This is a genomic window from Actinoplanes sp. NPDC048988 (genome assembly GCF_043197815.1).
Classification (GTDB): domain Bacteria; phylum Actinomycetota; class Actinomycetes; order Mycobacteriales; family Micromonosporaceae; genus Actinoplanes.
Map to the genome: position 1 here is coordinate 31,819 of NZ_JBICTW010000018.1, position 17,381 is coordinate 49,199.

At 69.7% G+C, this 17,381-nt stretch carries 12 protein-coding genes and 1 pseudogene; 6 read left to right on the forward strand and 7 right to left on the reverse strand.

The features are described 5' to 3' along the window. Positions 1–320 precede the first annotated feature (320 nt). Positions 321–2,648: a ricin-type beta-trefoil lectin domain protein gene (locus ACGFJ7_RS38100; protein ID WP_360246193.1), complete on the forward strand. Its 2,328-nt coding sequence runs from the start codon at positions 321–323 to the stop codon at positions 2,646–2,648. A 42-nt stretch (positions 2,649–2,690) separates the two neighbouring features. On the opposite strand, the gene ACGFJ7_RS38105 is transcribed toward ACGFJ7_RS38100, so the two are convergent. The 3 genes from ACGFJ7_RS38105 to ACGFJ7_RS38115 are packed head-to-tail and all read right to left on the reverse strand — an operon-like array spanning position 2,691 to position 5,503. Beyond that, the gene (locus ACGFJ7_RS38105) at positions 2,691–3,470 is read right to left on the reverse strand and encodes an ATP-binding cassette domain-containing protein (protein ID WP_360246196.1); all 780 of its coding nucleotides are present in this window, start codon (positions 3,468–3,470) and stop codon (positions 2,691–2,693) included. Beyond that, positions 3,467–4,483: an ABC transporter permease gene (locus tag ACGFJ7_RS38110; protein WP_360246199.1), complete on the reverse strand. Its 1,017-nt coding sequence runs from the start codon at positions 4,481–4,483 to the stop codon at positions 3,467–3,469. The genes ACGFJ7_RS38105 and ACGFJ7_RS38110 overlap by 4 nt, the downstream gene beginning before the upstream one ends. 3 nt (positions 4,484–4,486) lie before the next feature. Beyond that, positions 4,487–5,503 (reverse strand): sugar ABC transporter substrate-binding protein, encoded by a 1,017-nt coding sequence (locus ACGFJ7_RS38115; RefSeq protein WP_392646836.1) that lies wholly within the window; start codon positions 5,501–5,503, stop codon positions 4,487–4,489. 120 nt (positions 5,504–5,623) lie between these two features. Between ACGFJ7_RS38115 and ACGFJ7_RS38120 the strand changes: the two genes are divergently transcribed. The 4 genes and pseudogenes from ACGFJ7_RS38120 (at position 5,624) to ACGFJ7_RS38135 (ending at position 9,059) form a co-directional block, all read left to right on the forward strand. Then, a complete protein-coding gene (locus tag ACGFJ7_RS38120) occupies positions 5,624–6,364 on the forward strand; it encodes a substrate-binding domain-containing protein (protein WP_360246205.1) in 741 nt (246 codons plus the stop codon). Between the two features lie 534 nt (positions 6,365–6,898). Further along, the gene (locus ACGFJ7_RS38125; protein WP_392646838.1) at positions 6,899–7,705 is read left to right on the forward strand and encodes an SDR family NAD(P)-dependent oxidoreductase; all 807 of its coding nucleotides are present in this window, start codon (positions 6,899–6,901) and stop codon (positions 7,703–7,705) included. After that, positions 7,692–8,306 carry a TetR family transcriptional regulator gene (locus ACGFJ7_RS38130; protein WP_392646839.1) on the forward strand — a complete coding sequence of 205 codons (615 nt, stop codon included), beginning with the start codon at positions 7,692–7,694 and terminating at the stop codon, positions 8,304–8,306. Before ACGFJ7_RS38125 ends, ACGFJ7_RS38130 begins: the two co-directional genes overlap by 14 nt. Then, positions 8,303–9,059: pseudogene (locus tag ACGFJ7_RS38135) on the forward strand (AAA family ATPase). Before ACGFJ7_RS38130 ends, ACGFJ7_RS38135 begins: the two are co-directional and overlap by 4 nt. A 55-nt stretch (positions 9,060–9,114) precedes the next feature. Here the strand turns inward: ACGFJ7_RS38135 and ACGFJ7_RS38140 are convergent. After that, entirely contained in the window at positions 9,115–11,292 is a 2,178-nt protein-coding gene (locus tag ACGFJ7_RS38140; protein ID WP_392646841.1) for a discoidin domain-containing protein, read from the reverse strand. Positions 11,293–11,636: 344 nt separating this feature from the next. On the opposite strand from ACGFJ7_RS38140, the gene ACGFJ7_RS38145 reads away from it, so the two are divergent. Further along, a complete protein-coding gene (locus ACGFJ7_RS38145) occupies positions 11,637–12,137 on the forward strand; it encodes a metallophosphoesterase family protein (protein WP_392646843.1) in 501 nt (166 codons plus the stop codon). Here the strand turns inward: ACGFJ7_RS38145 and ACGFJ7_RS38150 are convergent. The 3 genes from ACGFJ7_RS38150 to ACGFJ7_RS38160 form a co-directional block, all read right to left on the reverse strand. Next, on the reverse strand, positions 12,100–14,781 hold the full coding sequence (locus ACGFJ7_RS38150) for a DEAD/DEAH box helicase (protein WP_392646844.1): 2,682 nt from the start codon (positions 14,779–14,781) through the stop codon (positions 12,100–12,102). The genes ACGFJ7_RS38145 and ACGFJ7_RS38150 overlap by 38 nt on opposite strands. Positions 14,782–14,812: 31 nt before the next feature. Continuing rightward, entirely contained in the window at positions 14,813–15,877 is a 1,065-nt protein-coding gene (locus ACGFJ7_RS38155; RefSeq protein WP_392646845.1) for an L-dopachrome tautomerase-related protein, read from the reverse strand. 66 nt (positions 15,878–15,943) lie between these two features. Continuing rightward, positions 15,944–17,371: a glycine hydroxymethyltransferase gene (locus tag ACGFJ7_RS38160; RefSeq protein ID WP_360246224.1), complete on the reverse strand. Its 1,428-nt coding sequence runs from the start codon at positions 17,369–17,371 to the stop codon at positions 15,944–15,946. Positions 17,372–17,381: the final 10 nt, after the last annotated feature.

The window sequence follows — 17,381 nt, forward strand, 5'->3', positions numbered from 1 at the left end:
GAAATTACGGTTCCGGCGCCCCGAGCAAATAGATAAGGCCATAATGCTCAGATATCGACGGCCACCGAATCCGCGAGGTTTCTAGCATGGGCACCGCAACCGTCGCCACCCCGTTCGCGAGGTGACCCGTGTTATCGACGTACATCTCTGAAAAATCGCTGCGGGACCTTGACGATCGTGTATTCGTATGGCTACGGTTCGTCAACCCGCGCCGTGACGCGGGGAAAATCCGGCGGCACTCTAGGTGACCGCCGCGTGCTCGGCCGCCGCGTGGCGCCGGCACATCTGGCACTACAACGGGGATTGAATTGAATACAGCCATGAGGCATCCGCGTGTCCTACGTGGACTGCTCACCGTGACCGTGACCGCCACCCTGACGACACTGCTCGCCGGGCCGGCCCTCGCCGCCCCCACACCGACTCCCGTGACGCCGCCCTCCTCCGCGCCGGCGCCGGCCGCCGGCGCGAAGTCCAAGGCGCAGCCATCAGCCAAGGCGACCTCCGCGGTGCCGATGACCGCGAAGGCGGCCGAGGCTCTCGCCGTCGACGACGGCCTGCCGACCAGCGAGGAGGAGAAGGTCCGGGCCGCCAACGAGATCGGCATCGTGGCCGACAGCGAGTGGCTCAGCCAGACCGACCGCAACTTCGTCTTCAAGATCTGGCAGAACTCGGAGAACTTCCCGCTGATCCGGGTGGCCGCCGAGCTCGCGCTGGGCGCCGACAACGCCACCGTCGAGGACGTCTGCAAGGAGTTCATCCTCAAGGGCATCTTCGACGCGAAGCTGGCCGACGACGCCAAGAAGATCAGTGATGAGGCCGCCGCCCGCGAGGCCCGCGACCTCAAGCGGGCCGCCTACGCCGCGGCCGGCCTGGCCCTCGACACCACCGGTCGCATGCTGACGCTCTCCGAGCGCGACGTGGTCATCGAGATCTGGACCAAGGCCGCCGGCGCCCGGGTCAAGGCGGCCGCGGTGGCCGTCATCAACGGCACGGCCGCCCAGCAGCACGAGTTCCTCGCCACCGGCGTCAAGGCCGCGGCCGAGCAGGACGTCCAGGACGCCATCAAGGCGGCCGAGGACGCCGGCGCCGCCGAGCAGGCCCGGCTGGCCCGCGAGGGCGCCATGAAGGCGGCCGCGGCCATCCTCGGCATCGTCGCCGACCCGGGCAAGCTCGCCATGACCGACGACAACTTCATCCGCTGGATCTGGGAGCAGGTCGACACCGACGAGAACCGGCTCGAGATCCGGGCGGCCGCCGAGCGAGCCCTGCGCAGCAGCGACCAGGCCGTGTGGCGGGCGTTCATCGACACCGGCATGCGGGAGGCCGACCGCCGCGACCTGGTCCGTGAGCTGGCCGAGCGCGAGGCGGCCGACCGTGCCGCCGTTCAGAGCATCCGGACGAAGGCCCAGGCCGACGGCAACGACAACATCGTCACCGCCGCCACCCAGTCGCTCTACGGCGACGCCCTGGTCGTGTCGGACTTCATCCGCGTCGGGCAGTACCGGGTGGCGCCGGACGCCGCCAACCGGCCCAGCGCCAAGCAGTGGCACTGGACCAACCTCAACTCCGGCCTGTGCCTGGCCGCCGAGGCGGAGAGCGTCACCAACGGCAAGCCGCTGGTGCAGACCACCTGCTCGGTCGACAACGAGAAGTACCGCTGGATCGGCATGCGCGTCTACAACACCGGCGGCCAGTACCGGATCATCAACGCCTGGGACCGCAACAAGTGTGTGAGCCTGGCCGAGAAGACCGCCGCCAACAACATCGGTTTCGTCATCCGCTCCTGTGACGGCGGCGCCGACCAGTACTTCTACTACGCCAAGCAGGGCGACAACTACGTGTGGGTCAACGAGCTGACCAACCGGGCGATCACCGTCCAGGGCGCCAGCAAGGCCGCCGGCGCGCTCACCATCACGTACGACGTCAACAACGGCACCAACCAGCAGTGGGCCCCCGCCAACACCAAGCTGGTGTCCGGGGCCGAGCTCTCCGAGGCCAAGTTCATGCACTCGTTGTTCGGGCACACCACCCGGCTCCAGGGCGACGGCAACGTCGTGGTCTCGAAGGGCCCGCGGGCGGTCTGGGCGACGAACACCACCACCGGCACCCGCTTCGTCAACCAGCGCGACGGCAACCTGGTGCTCTACACGGCGGCCGGGGCGGCCATCTGGTCGTCCAAGACGTACGGCCAGGGTCCCAGCACGCTGAAGCTGCAGAACGACGGCAACCTGGTCCTCTACCGCAACGACACCGGAGCGGCCATCTGGTCGACCGACCTCTGGGACCGGGCGATCACCAGCGTCCTGAACAACAAGTGCGTGACGGCGCCCTCCTTCACCCAGGGCGTGCAGCTGGAGATGCAGCCCTGCAACGGCGGCGCCAGCCAGCAGTTCTTGTTCAAGGACAGCTTCATCAGCTTCGGCGGCATGTGCATCGACGTCGACCACAGCGGCACGGCCAACGGCACGAAGGTGCAAATGTGGGGCTGCAACAACGGTGTCGCTCAGAAATGGCTCTTCTACAGCGACGGCACCATTCGGAACCCGAACTCCGGCAAGTGCCTCGACATTCCGAACAACAACACGGCCAATGGTGTGAAGCTCGACATCTGGACGTGTGGAACCGGCAACAACCACAAGTGGAAATAGTGTGAGACGAGCCGGTCGCCGCGCGGCGACCGGCTCATTCCTCTAGGACGTGTGCGGGGGTGGTTCGGCCGCCCCCGTCATGATCGCCACAGCCTCCGACATCGAGTGCGACTTCGGGGTGATCACCGTGGCCCGGCGGCCCAGCCGCTGAATGTGGATGCGGTCGGCCACCTCGAACACGTGCGGCATGTTGTGGCTGATAAGGATCACCGGCAGGCCCCGGTCCCGCACGTCGCGGATCAGTTGCAGCACCCGGTTGCCTTCCTTCACCCCGAGCGCCGCGGTCGGCTCGTCGAGGATCACCACCTTGCTGCCGAAGGCGGCCGAGCGGGCCACCGCCACCGCCTGCCGCTGACCGCCGGAAAGTGACTCGACGGCCTGCCCGATGTTCTGCAGCGTGGCCACGCCCAGCTCCGACATGTGCCTCTTCGCCTCGGCGCGCATGTGCCCGCGGTCGAGCATCCGGAACACCGAGCCGAGCGGGCCGGCCTTGCGTTCCTCGCGGCCGAGGAACAGGTTGTCGGCGATGTCCAGGCCGGGCGCCACCGCGAGGGTCTGATAGACGGTCTCGATACCGGCCGTGCGGGCATCCATCGGCGTACGGAAACGGACCCGGCGGCCGTCCAGATAGATCTCGCCCTCGTCCGGTATCAGCGCACCGGAGAGCGCCTTGATCAGGCTCGACTTGCCCGCGCCGTTGTCGCCGATGACCGCCAGGATCTCGCCGGGATAGAGCTCGAGGTCGCTGCCGTCGATCGCGACGACCCGGCCGTACCTCTTGGTCAGGCCCTTGGCCTGCAGGACCGGGGATCCGTTGTTCACGTCTTCACCTTCCTGATCCACTGGTCGAGGGAGACCGCGACGAGCACCAGCAGGCCGATCGCGAAGCCCTGCCAGACCACCTCGACGCCGCCGAGCTGCAGGCCGTTGCGGAACACGCCGACGATGAGCGCGCCGATCAGCGTGCCGATCACGCTGCCGCGCCCGCCGAACAGGCTGGTGCCGCCGAGCACGACGGCGGTGATGGAGTCGAGGTTGTACTCGACGCCGACGTTCGGGCTGGCCGAGGCGAGCCGGCCGATCAGGATCCAGCCGCCGATCGCGTACAGCAGGCCGGCGACCGTGTAGACCGAGAACAGCACCCGGCCCGTCTGGATCCCGGCGAGCCGGGCCGCTTCGGCGTCGTCGCCCGTCGCGTACACGTGCTTGCCCCAGGCCGTCCGGGAGAGCGCGTAGAAGAAGTACGCGAACAGCAGGAGCATGATGATCGACCCGTACGTCAATCGGAAGTTGCCGATCGGAATCGAGTTGCCGGTCCACGTCATGAGCGAGGGCATGTCGGTGCCGCGCACGGTCTCGCTGTTGCTGACCACCGAGTTGAGCGAGAAGAAGATGGTCAGCGTGCCGAGCGTGACGATGAACGGCGGCAGCTTTATCCGGGTGACCAGAAAGCCGTTTATCGCGCCCATCGCCGTGCCGCAGGCGAAGCCGAGCAGCAGCGCGATGACGCCGGGCATCCCGGCGTCGACGCAGAAGGTGGCCATCAGGATCGACGAGAAGACCGCGATCGCGCCGGCCGACAGGTCGATGCCGGCGGTCAGGATGATCAGCGTCTGCCCCAGGGCGAGCGTGGCGATGACCGTGACCTGCTGAAGGACCAGCGACAGGTTGGTCGCCGTGAGGAAGCGGCCGTTGACGATCGAGAAAGCGATGATCGCGACGACCAGCACGGCCAGCGGCCCCAGAACCGGGTTGGCGTGCAGGAGGTGCTGGACGCGCAGTCCGAGCGAGTCGTTCTTGCGTACGTCGAAGTCAGCAGTGGCAGTTGTCGCCATGTGTCATCCCCAGCAGTTCTGCTTGCCCCACGCCGAGTCCTTGGACTCCACGCCGGCCTGCGGGTCGTCGGTGATCAGTTCGGTCCCGGTGTCGTAGAAGTCCTTCCCGGGTGTCGCCTGCGGCTTGGTGCCGTCCTTGGCGTACGCCGCGATGGCGTCCACACCCATCTGCGCCATCTTGAGCGGGAACTGCATGCTCGTGGCGCCGATGACTCCCTTGGAGACGTTGTCCACGCCGGGACAGCCACCGTCGATCGAGACGATGACGGTGTCCTTGTCGCGCCCGGCCGACTTGAGCGCCTGGTAGGCGCCGGCCGCTGCCGGTTCGTTGATCGTGTAGACCAGGTTGATCGAGGGATCCTTCTGGAGCAGGTTCTCCATCGCCGTACGGCCGCCGTCCTCGGCCCCGTCGGTGACGTCGTGCCCGGCGATCCGTGGGTCGTTCTCGTCGCCGATCCGGTTGGGGTCGCCGATCTCGATGCCGAAGCCGTCGAGGAAGCCCTGGTCACGCTTGACGTCGACGGACACCTGGTTGGCGTTGAGATCCAGCATGGCGATCTTCGCCTGCTTGCCGTCCTTGGCGAACTTCTCCCTGGCCCACTGCCCGATCAGCTTGCCGGCCTGGTAGTTGTCAGTAGCGAAGGTGGCGTCGGCCGCGTCGGGCGGGTCGACCGGGGTGTCCAGGGCGATCACCAGCATGTCCTGCTCGTGCGCCTGGTCGATCGACGGCACGATCGCCTTCGAGTCGTTCGGGGTGATCAGGAATCCCTTGGCGCCGAAGGACATCAGGTTCTCGATGGCCTGCACCTGGGCCTCGTTGTCGCCGTCCTGCTTGCCGGCGAAGCTCTGGAGCTCGAGGTCCTGCTCCTCGGCCGCCGCCTCGGCGCCCTTCTTCATCTGTACGAAGAACGGATTCGTGTCGGTCTTGGTAATCAGCCCGACGACTTCCTCGCCGGACCCTCTGTTGCACGCGGCCGTCGGCACGAGCATCACCGTCATCACGCAGCCCGCGGCCACCATCCTTCGTCCTCGAGACATGCCTCCTCCACCGATTTAGCTGTTGCTTCCGCAGTAGACGCCGAGGTTGACTACATGTCAACGATGCGTTGCGGACAGTGATCGACATCGACGGAGGCCCATATGACCGGGACCATCGGCGTCTTCATCGACGACGTCTCCGACCCGTTCTCGGCGGCCCTGCACCGGGCGATCGAGGACGAGGCCCGGGCCCACAACGCCCACGTCCTCACCGGCAAACCGCACGATCCGCTCACCAAGTCGTTCGACGGCCTGATCCTGGCCTCCACCGAGCCCGTACCGACCCGCACGCCGACCGTCGTCGTCGAGGCCACCACCGCCCCCGTCGACTCCGTCGTGTCCACCAACGTCTCCGGCGCCGCCACCGCCGTCCGCCACCTGATCGCCCAGGGCCACCGCCACATCGCCTACCTCGGCGACGCCGAAACACTGCCCACCTCCCGCGATCGCTTCCGCGGTTACCTGCGCGCCCTCGGCGGCCGCCCGGGCCCGGTGGTGCACAATCTGCACGATCCGGCCGCCGCCGAACGCGCCGTCGTCACGATGATGCGCGCCGCACACCCACCGACAGCTGTCTTCGCCGCCCATCACACCCTGACCATCGGCGCCGTCCGCGCCCTCCGGCGCCTCGACCGCCAGCGCTCGGTGGCCCTCGTCGGCTTCGACGACTTCCCCCTGGCCGACCTGCTCGATCCGGCCATCACCGTCGTCGCCCAGGACCCCGTCCGCATGGGCCGCACGGCCGCCGCCGCCCTCTTCGAACGCATCGACGGCCACGACGGCCCGCCCCGCGAGATCCGCATCCCCACGACGCTCATCCGGAGAGGCTCGGGCGAGATCTAGAGGTACGCGGCGTCGGCCACCCCACCGCACTGACCGCCACCCACCTCTCAGCGCGACGGGGGTGCGGCGCGAGGCCGCAGCGCGCCTTTCGCGCCACTGCGTTCCGGGTTCCGGGCACCCATCAGCGTCGTCGGCTCGCCCCGCCTCCTCGTCAAGCCCGGCGCTGCTCGGTCTCCGCTACCGCCAACGCCGGCTCCGCAACCTGGGCGACGACCGGCAGCCGGTCGAAGCGAGCGGCCGCGCCGACTCCCCCGACCTGCGGGCCGCGGCCACCGCGCCGGCCGACGCGACGGGCCACCCGGCCCGGGCCGCGCACGCCTCGGGCACCGACTGCCTCGTCTTACGTACGGCCGTCCCCGGCGCCACCGGACCGCTCATCCATCTGCCCCGCCCCGGCGAGCCGTGCCCACCCCCGCCCGGAGAGCGAAATCATCGCGGAGTTGACCGCATGGGCGTCAGCCGCAGCGAACCGCCCGTCGGCACCTCGCAGAGTCACTAAGTGGCAGTTCTGCCTTTTGACAGTACTATCAAAATATGAAGGCTGTACTGACCGGCGCGACCAGGGGCCTCGGGGCGATCGCCGCCCGCGAGCTGGCCGCCCAGGGATACGAGCTCGTCCTGATCGTTCGTGACGCCGCCCGGGCCCCGGCGCTGCCCGGCGCCGACGTGGTCACGGCCGACCTGACCGACCTCGAGCAGGTTCGTTCGGCGGCCCGGGTGATCCGCGAACGGCATCCACGGATCGACGTGCTGATCAACAACGCCGGCCGGCACGGCTTCGAGGCGCGCACCACCGCCGCCGGCCTGCCCGAGATGGTGACGGTGAACTACCTGGCGCCGTGGCTGCTGACCAATGAGCTGCTGGGCACGTCGCTGAAACGGATCGTCACGGTCGCCTCCGAGGCGTCCCGCCACCACGGCACGTTCACGCTGCCCACGGCGTTGACGGACACGACACCGTTCACCCGGCGCGGTTCCTCGGCGGTCTACGGCCGGACCAAGCTGCTCGACATCATGTTCAGCAACGAGCTGGCCCGGCGCACCACGGCCACGGCCAACGCCCTCGACCCGGGCTTCAACACCACCGGCCTGGGCCGCGAGCTGCCGGGCGCCGCCGTACTGGAAAAGCTCTTGAAGACTCTGCACATCGGCGACCCACGGCGAGGCGCGGGCGGCATCGTCCGCCTGGCCACCGACCCCGCCCTGACCACCGTGACCGGGGGATACTTCTCCGCACGCACCGGACAACCGATCACCCCGGTGGCCCCGGCCGGCAACCCCACCCTGGAGCGCCGACTGTGGGAGACAACCGAGGAGCTGATCGACCGTGTCCGCGCCTGACCACCCCCAGCCCGGCCTTCGCGAGCGCAAGAAGGCCCGGATCCGCGCCGAGATCCGCGCCCAGGCCATGCGCCTGTTCGCCGAGCAGGGCTACGCCGCCACCACAACCGAGCAGATCGCGGCCGCCGCCGACGTCTCTCCGAGCACGTTCTTCCGCTACTTCCCCACCAAGGAACGCCTGGTCCTGGCCGACGACCTGGAGGAGACGATGCTGGCCGCCTTGGCCGAACAACCCACCGACCTTCCGCTGCTGACCGTCTTCCTTCAGGCCGTCCGCACCGGCCTGTCCCGCACCGAACGCCAGTCGGAAACCCAGCGCCGCAACCTGATCGCCCAGATCCCGGCGCTCCGCGAGGCCCAGTCGGCCGAGCTGGACCGCGTCATCGCCGCCCTGGCCCGTGCCCTCCTGACCCGCACCGGCCGCCCCGCCACCGACTTCGAGTCCCGCATCTTCCTGGGCGCCCTGACCGGCGCCCTGCACGCCGCTCTCCAACTCCCGTCCCCCACCGGCGACTCCCTCGCCCGGGCTCTGAGCTACCTGGAGTCCGGTTTCCCGCTCGCCGTGGAGCCCTCTGACTCCGTCAGCAGATCGAACACCTGACCGTCGGCAAATCGAAAGCCCAGCTGTCGGCAAATCGAAAGTCTCCACGTCGGCAAATCGAAAGTTCGCCGCTGGAATTCGTCCGCCTTGTCGCCGGCGACCGCCTCGCCTGCGTCGCGATCTCGATCGTGCGCAGGATCGTGCGGCGGCGAACGCCGATCCGGTGGGCTTCGTCGACTCCCCGGAGCTGCTCGTCATCGACGAGATCCAGCGCGTTCCCGAGCTACTGCTGGCGATCAAGACCGCCGTCGACGAGGACCCCCGGCCCGGCCGCTACCTGCTCACCGGTTCGTCCCGGCTGTCCGGGGTGGTCGCGGCGCCGGACGCCCTGCCCGGAAGGATGGAGACGATCGAGCTATGGCCGTTCTCGCAAGGTGAGATCGACGGCGAACCGGACGGCTTCGTCGACGCGATCTTCGCCTTGGGACCGGCCCTGCGGCCCGAGTCGACCGTGACGCGCGCCGACGACGCGGCAAGAATCATTCGCGGTGGCCTTTTCGTTGACTCGGGCATAGCGGCGAACGAGGTCGCTGTCGATGCTCGCGCGCTGCTGCGGCCGGGTGCGCCGTTCGGCCCACTGCTTGAGTCGTTCGTGTTGTCCGAGCTGTCCCGGCAGCTCACATGGTCCGAACAGCAGGCCGACCTCTCGCACTACCGCGACACAGACGTCGTCGCCGGGTCGTTCTGTACACCGGCACCTCGACGCTGCCGTTCGGTGACAAGTTGCGTGCGGTCCCGGTCAGCGCCCTCTAGCAAGTAGCGGCGCCGCGGTAGGAACCACGGCGCCGCACTCGGAGGGGAAAGACGATCAGGGGAAGTTGGTGACTGTCGACGGGGTGACGCTGCTGGCCTGGGCCGGGGCGCCGATGTTGTTGACCACGTGGTCGATCGTGCCGGAGGCCAGGGAGATGGTGAAGATGTTGTGGAGCTTCACGCCGCCGTTGGCGGGGGCCTGGAAGCCGTTGGCCGAGTGGACGGCCGGGTTGACGTTGAAGAAGGCGTAGCTGCCCATGGCCCAGGCCTCGTGGCTGGTGACCGAGTCGGCGACCTTGTAGGCGGGGTAGCCGAGGACGCCGTCGGAGCGCCAGGCCGCGTTGGACGGCGGGTCGTACGGCTGCTCGTTCTGCAGGAAGTACGTGCGGCCGCCGTTGCCGTTCCAGAGGACCTCGGTCTTCTGGTAGTGCTCGACGAACAGGCCGTACGCGGTGACGTTGTTGCCGTTGACGATCAGGCCGCTGTCGGCGGTGTTGATCGTCCAGCCGTACGTGCCGGCGTTGCCGTGGTCGGCGCGCCACGCCCAGATGTGGTCGATGATGACGTTGTTGCTGTTCACCAGCAGGCTGTTGGTGGCCTTGCCGGCGACGTAGCCGCCGATCCGGAAGAAGACGTCCTGGATGGTGGTGGGGTTGGCGGCGTGCGACGCGGAGGAGCCGGACGGGCCGACCACGAGCAGGTTCGCCGAGTTCGTCGTGCCGGCGTCGAACAGGATGCCGGCGATCTTCACGCCGTCGACGTCGGCGACCTGCATCGGGGTGACGCCGTTGTCGGGGATGATCGTGGCGTAGCCGAGGCCGAGCACGACCGTGTTGGCGCGGGTCACGTTGATCGTCTGGTCGACGTGGTAGATGCCGGGCTGGAAGATCAGGTTGAGGCCCTGGGCCAGCGCCTGGTTGATCCGGGCCGCGCTGTCACCGGGCTTGGCCACGTAGAACTGGCTGAGCGGGATCGACGAGCCGGGAGTGTTGCCGTTGACCCAGGTCGCGCCGGCCGCGTTGGTCTGCAGGTTCGGCACGAAGACCGCGTAGTCGCTGCCGCTCTGGTAGAGGTACGGCTTCTCCCGGATCACCGGGGTCTGGCCGATCACCGTGTACGGCGGGGTCGGGTAGCTGGCCGCGGGAGCGCCCTGCACGCCGACGAAGGTCTGGTTCCACACCGCGTTGGTGTTCGAGCCGATCTGGCTGTTGCGGGTGAACCACTGCTGCTGCGAGTACTGACCCTCGGAGCCGCTGATCCGCGAGTCGGCGATGTAGCCGCCGGACGCCCAGCCGTAGCCGTTCGGGGCCAGGTTCAGGTCGCCGTGGATGTCCATCCGGCGGAACGGCGCGGCCTGCGAGACGGCCCAGCGGTTGGCCCCGTTGACCGGGTAGACCGACACGTTCTCGGTGGAGCGCCAGAAGTTCTGGGTGGCGTTGCCCTGGAACCAGCCGGCGTCGACGGTGATGTCACCGTTGATCCGGACGTCCTGCGGGTTCTGGCCGAGGCCGACCACCGAGGTGTAGAAGCCGACCTGGATGTTCAGGCCGTTGTAGGTGCCCGGCTTGAACGCGAGCACGTAGCGCCCGGTGCCGAACTGGGCCTTCTCCTGCTGGGCGAAGATCTGGTCGGCCCGGGCCTGGATGCTGGCCGACGACATCGACGGGTCGAAGACCACGACGTTCGTGCCGAGGCTGCCGCCGCCGGGGATCGGGTCGGGGTTGGTGGTGCCGCCACCGCCGAAGACTTTGAACTCCCAGAGCGAGTAGCCGTAGGCGGTGGTCCGCTGGGTGCCGTACATCCGCACGTACCGGCCGGTGCCGTTGACGTTGAGCGACTGGACGCCGCCGGTCGCGGTGGTCGTCGAGTACACGTTGGTCCAGGTGCTGGCGTTGTCCGACACCTGGATCTGGAAGGCCTTGGCCGCCGCGGTCTCCCAGTTCAGCTCGACCCGGGTGATCGCCTGGGAGCTGCCGAGGTCGACCTGCAGCCACTGCGGGTCGGAGAAGGCCGACGACCAGCGGGTGCCGGTGTTGCCGTCGACCGCCTCGGACGCCGCGTAGGCGCCGGACGCCTCGGTGGACGACGCGGTCGCCGGTTTGCCCTGCGAGAGCAGGGTTTCGGCGGCGCTGGCGCCGACCGAGGTGACGGCGCCGTAGCCGGCCACGACGACGGCCACCAGGCCGCCGGCGGCGGCGAGGCGCCAGGGGGAGCGTCTCCGCAGTGTGGTCATTACTTCTCCTAGGACGGGGATGGCGCAAGGGGGACTGCTTGCGCTTGACAGGGAAGTACGGGGAGAGCGCTCCCCCGGCATCGACGCTAAGGACGGTCATTAACAGTTGTCCATAGCTCGTCACGGTTCCGGAACTGTTACGGACTTGCGGTCGTAACACCACCTCGCTGGGCCGTTCTGCCCCTTCGGGCATTTGCGCAGCTCGATGACGTGCGGCGGTTGCCCGTTCGGCCGCAAAAGGGCCGATAACCAAGAGTCCGGAACCGGTTCCGCCACGCTCCGGGAAAAGCGGCAATTCCGTAGATCTTGGTTCGGAAAGCGCTTCCCGCCTACCCTGGGTCGTTATGCGGCTGGTCCTCACGAGCGACACCCACCTGCCCAAGCGCGCCCGCGACCTGCCAACCCCGCTGTGGGCGGCGATCGAGGCGGCCGACGTTGTCGTGCACGCCGGCGACTGGGTGGACGAGGCGGCCCTCGACGCGTTCGAGGCACGGTCGAAAAGGCTGATCGCCTGCTACGGCAACAACGACGGAACCGGGCTGCGGTCCCGGCTTCCGGAGATCGCGTACGAGAACCTGGACGGCCTCCGCCTCGCCGTCGTCCACGAGACCGGCCCGTCCCACGGGCGCGAGCAGCGGTGCGCGCAACGATTCCCGGACGTCGACCTGCTGGTCTTCGGGCACTCGCACATTCCCTGGGACACCACCGCGGGCACCGGGCTGCGGCTGCTCAACCCCGGTTCACCGACCGACCGGCGCCGGCAGCCGCACTGCACGTACATGACGGCCGCCGTCGAGGACGGCCGGCTCACGAAGGTGGAACTGCACCTGCTGCCGCCGCGGTGATCTCGAGGGCGGCCCGGCGCGGATCCTCCGACCACCGGCTCGCGAAGGCGTCCATCAGGCGCCAGCCGGCCCGGTGCAGCGCGCCCTGCCGGGCCAGGTGGGCCTCGACGCCGTCGGGGTGCGGACCGCAGATGACGCCGAGCTCGCCCACGCAGAGGTCGACCACCCACGGGCCGACCGCGTAGCCGGGACGCGCCCGCACACCGAGTCGCCCCAGCTCGGCCGCCAGTTCGGCGGCCCACCCCGCCGCCTCGGCCGCGTCCGTCAGGTCGGGCGCCCCCGCGGCCGCGTACTCGAAGAACTCCCCGATCAGCCCGTCCACCTCGGTCAGGGCGGTCACCACGATCAACCGCTGCCGGGCCCGGGTCACCATCACGTTGAACAGGTTCGGGTCGGCCACGAAGCGCCGCCGCCCGGGCGGATCGCCCGGGGTCAAGCCGAGCGACACGATCACGACCTCGGCCTCGCTGCCCTGGAACGAGTGCACCGTGCCGACCCGCAGCCCCAGTTCCTCGATCCGCTCCACGCTGTACGCGTCGACGAGCGCCGCCTCCAGCGCCTCCGCCTGGGCCCGGAACGGCGAGATCACCCCGATGCCGCCGCGCACCGTCCCGGCCAGCTCCTCGACCAGTTTGAGCACGGCGCCGACCTCGTCGCCCTCGACCCGGACGACGTCGATGGCGTCCATGTTCTCGGTGGCCGGCGTCCGGGTCATCACCGAGAGCCGGTCGCCGTAGAAGCGCCGCGCCGAGAAGCCGATCAGATGCGGCGTGCTGCGATGGTGTTCGGCCAGCCAAGTCGTCGCGGCCGCGCCCGCCGCCAGATCGAAGGCGCTGACCCGGCGGACGTCCAGTCTCTCGTCCGCCTCGTGCCGGGCCAGCACGTCGGCCACGTCGACGTCGCTGACGAACGAGACGAACCGCAACTGCCGCGGATCGCCCACGATCAGCGCCCGCTTCGCCCGGGCCAGCACCGGCGCCGCCCGCACCTGGTCCACATGGGACGCCTCGTCCAGCACCACCAGGTCGAACATGCCGGGCGCGGCCGGCAGCAGGTCCTCCACGTCGGCCACGGTGCCGATCCACAACGGCAGCGCCCGGACCAGCGGTGGCGCGTCGAGCTGGGCCAGCAGCTCCCGCCGCCGGTTCCGGCCCGCCCGCAGCGCCGTGGCCAGCGCCGCCGCCCCGCGCCGGGCCTCACGATCCCAGCGTTTCTCACTGCGCGCGGCCCGGCGCATGGCCGCGCCGACCGCCTCGGCCAGCCGGGCCTCGGCCGCGTGCAGGGCGGCCCACCGCGGTTCCAGGTCGGTGCCGCCGGTCGCGGCCAGCCGGGCCGCCGCCCGCTGCGCGGTCGCCGCCTTCAGGGCTTCGATGACCCTTTCGTCGGGTACGCCCCGACGAGCGCCCAACCGCAGCCGGGTCCACCACCGCGCCGGCCTCCCACCGGCCAGCGTCCCCTCATGCCGTCCCGAGAACGCGCCCGGCACGTCGCTCGCCAGCTCGGGAATCAGCGGCTGCCATGCCGGAAGCTCCGCCGCGCGAAGCTCCACCTCCAGCGCCGCCGTGATGAGGGCACGCTCACGGCGTACCGAATCAAGCGCCTGCCGAACGGCCGTGACATCCGCGCGAAGCTGCCCCTCACCGGCGCCCCGGTCGGCGCCGGCGGCCAGCTCGGCCGCGAGCCGCTCCCGCCCGCCGGCGTCGCCGAACAGCACCGGAACCGGACCGGGATAGCGGTCGAGCAGCCCGGCCAGCACCTCGGCCGCGTGCGGCGACTGGGTGGCGACCAGCACGGACCCGCCCCGATGCACCACCTCGAGGGCGGCCGCGACCACGGTGTGGCTCTTGCCGTTGCCGGGCGGCCCCGACACCACCGTGATCGGCGCCGTCCGGGCCCGCCGCACCACTTCGGCCTGCGCCTCCGTCAACGGCAAGGGCGACAGAACCGGCCCGTCGGCGCCGGCCGTGGACCGATCAGCCGGCTCGTCGGCGTAGACGGCGGCCAGGGCCGTGCCGCCGAGGTCACGCCCGGCCCAGCTGCGCAGGCTGTCGGCCAGACCGGCGCCGAAGACATCGCGAGCGACATAGAGGGCGGCCGACGGGATCAGCACCACACGATCACCGGGCGCGCGCCGGCTCGTCGCCATCGCGTCGACACTCAGCCCGGTGGCCCGGGCCGCCGACCACAGCCACGCCTTGGTGCCGGTGGCGTCCAGCCAGCCCGGCTGGGCCAGCCCCGGCGCGGCCTCCAGCGCCGCGGCCAGATCCCGGTCACCGATCAGCGGCGTGATCTCCAGATCGCCCGCCGGCGCCACCGTGTACCCGGTCAGCCCCCGCACGAGCTGCACCGGCTGGCTGAGCAACGGCACCCGGATCTTGGTGAGCTTGCCGTCGACCTCGGCCCGGCCGGCCAGGAAGCCCCACCCGACCCGCAGCGGCCGCTCCTCCTTGTGCAGGGCGCCCACCGCGGCGAGCCGGTTGACCTCGGCTTTCCGGGGCGCCTTGTGCGCCGCGTCCAGCCACACGAACGGCAGCCCACCCCGCGTCACGTCCAGGACGCGGTCACCACCCGCCGGCGCCAGCTCGGCCAGGGCAGCAAGAACACGGGACGCCTGCACCGCGACGACGCTACCGCCCGAGGTCACGCCCCGCCCCCTCGCGCCTGCGGACGAGGGGTCAGCGCAACCGGACCGGGCCGGCGTCGATGGGGACGCGGAAGAGGTGGTACGGGTAGGTGCGCTTGTCGTCGCCGTTCTGGTACGTGGCCTGGCGGTGCAGCTGGTTGGCGGTCACGTACAGGTAGCCGTCGGCCACTGACATCGTGTCGGGCCAGAGCAGCCGCGGGTCGTGGGCCACGGTCTCGAACGTGCCGTCCGGCAGGCGGCGCAGGACGGCGTTGTGCTCCCAGTCGGTCAGGTAGAAACGGCCCTGGTCGTCGGTTTCGAGGCCGTCGGAGCCGCCGCCCTTGTCGCCCTCGTCGACGACCGTGGCCGTCACGTCGGCGTCGCTCAAGCCCCGATCGAACAGCGCCTCGGCCGACACGCTGTGCCAGCGACGCGAGATCAGCGGGCAGTAGTAGACGCGGGAGCCGTCGGCGGCGATGGCGATGCCGTCCGAGCCCATCTTCACCGGCTGCGGCGGCCCGTCCTTCGGCCGTTCCAGGAACGGGACACCCTCCACAATGGGCAGCATCTCCGGCGGCGGGAGCGCCTTGGTGGACGGGTGGTCGTGCAGCCGCCGCCAGGATTCGCCGGTCCGCAGGTCGACGACGATCAGGCCGTTCGGGCCCTGGTCGGACGAGTCGGTGATGTAGGCGGCGTTGCGGCGCAGATCGAAACGGACATCATTGAGGTACGTCGTGGGCAGCGCCACCTCGGGTGAAAAGGTGATCGTCCGGACGACTTGGTCGGTGGTGAGGTCGACGCAGACCAGCTTGGGGCCGCCCGGCTTCGTGGGCTGGAACATCGGGCTGCCGGTGTCGAGGATCCACAGCCGGTCGGCCGGGTCGACGACGATGCTCTGCACCGAGACCAGCGCCTCGGCGTCGCCCTCGTCCCGCGGACTGTTCCAGTCCTGGTCGGGGAACGGGTGCACCTCGCCGTCGCGGATCTCCCCCACGGTGAACGGCACGTCGTCGCCCCACTTGGGGAAGTTCACGAACACGCGGCCGGTGTGCGAGACGCTGACGCCGGTGGGCATCGGGCCCGACTCGAAGGTGTGAACAGTTTCCAGAGCTGTCATCTCGGGCGGTTACCCAGGCCTGGAGCAGGTAACCCGGGTGGGACGAACCCACCCGGGTCACACGGGTCAGCCCAGGTCGACCGACGGGTAGAGCGGGAAGCCTGCGAGCAGCTCGTTGGCCTGCTTGCTGACGCTCTCGGACACCGCCTCGTCGAGCTGGAACTTGGCCTTGGAGCCCTCGGCCGGCTTCGTGCTGCTCAGGACCGTGTGGATCAGCTCGGCGATGGTGTCCATCTCGGCCGCGCCGAGGCCACGCGAGGTGAGCGCCGGGGTGCCCACGCGAATGCCGGAGGTGTACCAGGCGCCGTTCGGGTCGTTCGGGATGGCGTTGCGGTTCGTCACGACACCGCTGTCGAGCAGGGCCTGCTCGGCCTGGCGGCCGGTGAGGCCGAACGGGTGCACGTCGATCAGCACCAGGTGGTTGTCGGTGCCGCCGCTGACCAGCTGGACGCCCCGTTTGAGCAGGCCCTCGGCCAGCGCCTGGCTGTTCGTGACGATCTGCTGGGCGTACGTGGCGAACTCGGGGCGGCGGGCCTCGGCGAACGCGATGGCCTTGGCCGCCATGACGTGGGCCAGCGGGCCGCCGAGCACCATCGGGCAGCCGCGGTCGACCTGGGACGCCAGCGACTCCTGGGCGAAGACGGCGCCGCCGCGCGGGCCGCGCAGGCTCTTGTGGGTGGTGGTGGTGACGATGTGCGCGTGCTCGATCGGGTTGAAGTCGCCGGTGAAGACCTTGCCCGCGACCAGGCCGGCGAAGTGCGCCATGTCGACCATGAAGGTCGCGCCCACCTCGTCGGCGATCTCGCGGAGCGTCGCGAAGTTCACCTTGCGGGGGTAGGCCGAGTAGCCGCCCACGATGATCAACGGCTTGAATTCCTTCGCCGTGTCGCGCAGGGCCTTGTAGTCGATCTGGCCGGTGGCCGGGTCGACGCCGTAGCTGCGCTGGTCGAACATCTTGCCGGAGATGTTCGGGCGGAAGCCGTGGGTGAGGTGGCCGCCGGCGTCGAGCGACATGCCGAGCATGCGCTGGTTGCCGAACGCGGCCCGCAGCTCGGCCCACTCGGCGTCGGTCAGGTCGTTCACCTGCCGCTTCTCGAACTTCTTGAGGTACGGAACCTCGACCCGGTCGGCCAGGATGGCCCAGTACGCGACCAGGTTGGCGTCGATGCCGGAGTGCGGCTGCACGTACGCGTACTCGGCGCCGAACAAAGCCTTGGCGTGCTCGACGGCGACCGCCTCGACGGTGTCGACGTTCTGGCAGCCGGCGTAGAAGCGGCGGCCGATGGTGCCCTCGGCGTACTTGTCGGAGAGCCAGTTGCCCATCGCGAGCAGGACGGCCGGGGACGCGTAGTTCTCACTGGCGATCAGCTTCAGCGACTCGCGCTGGTCGTGCAGCTCTTTGGCGATCGCGTCGGCGATGCGGGGCTCGACGGACCGGACCACCTCGAGGGCGGAGCGGAAAGCGGCGGATTCGGCGTTCAACTCAGCAGACACAAGGACCTCC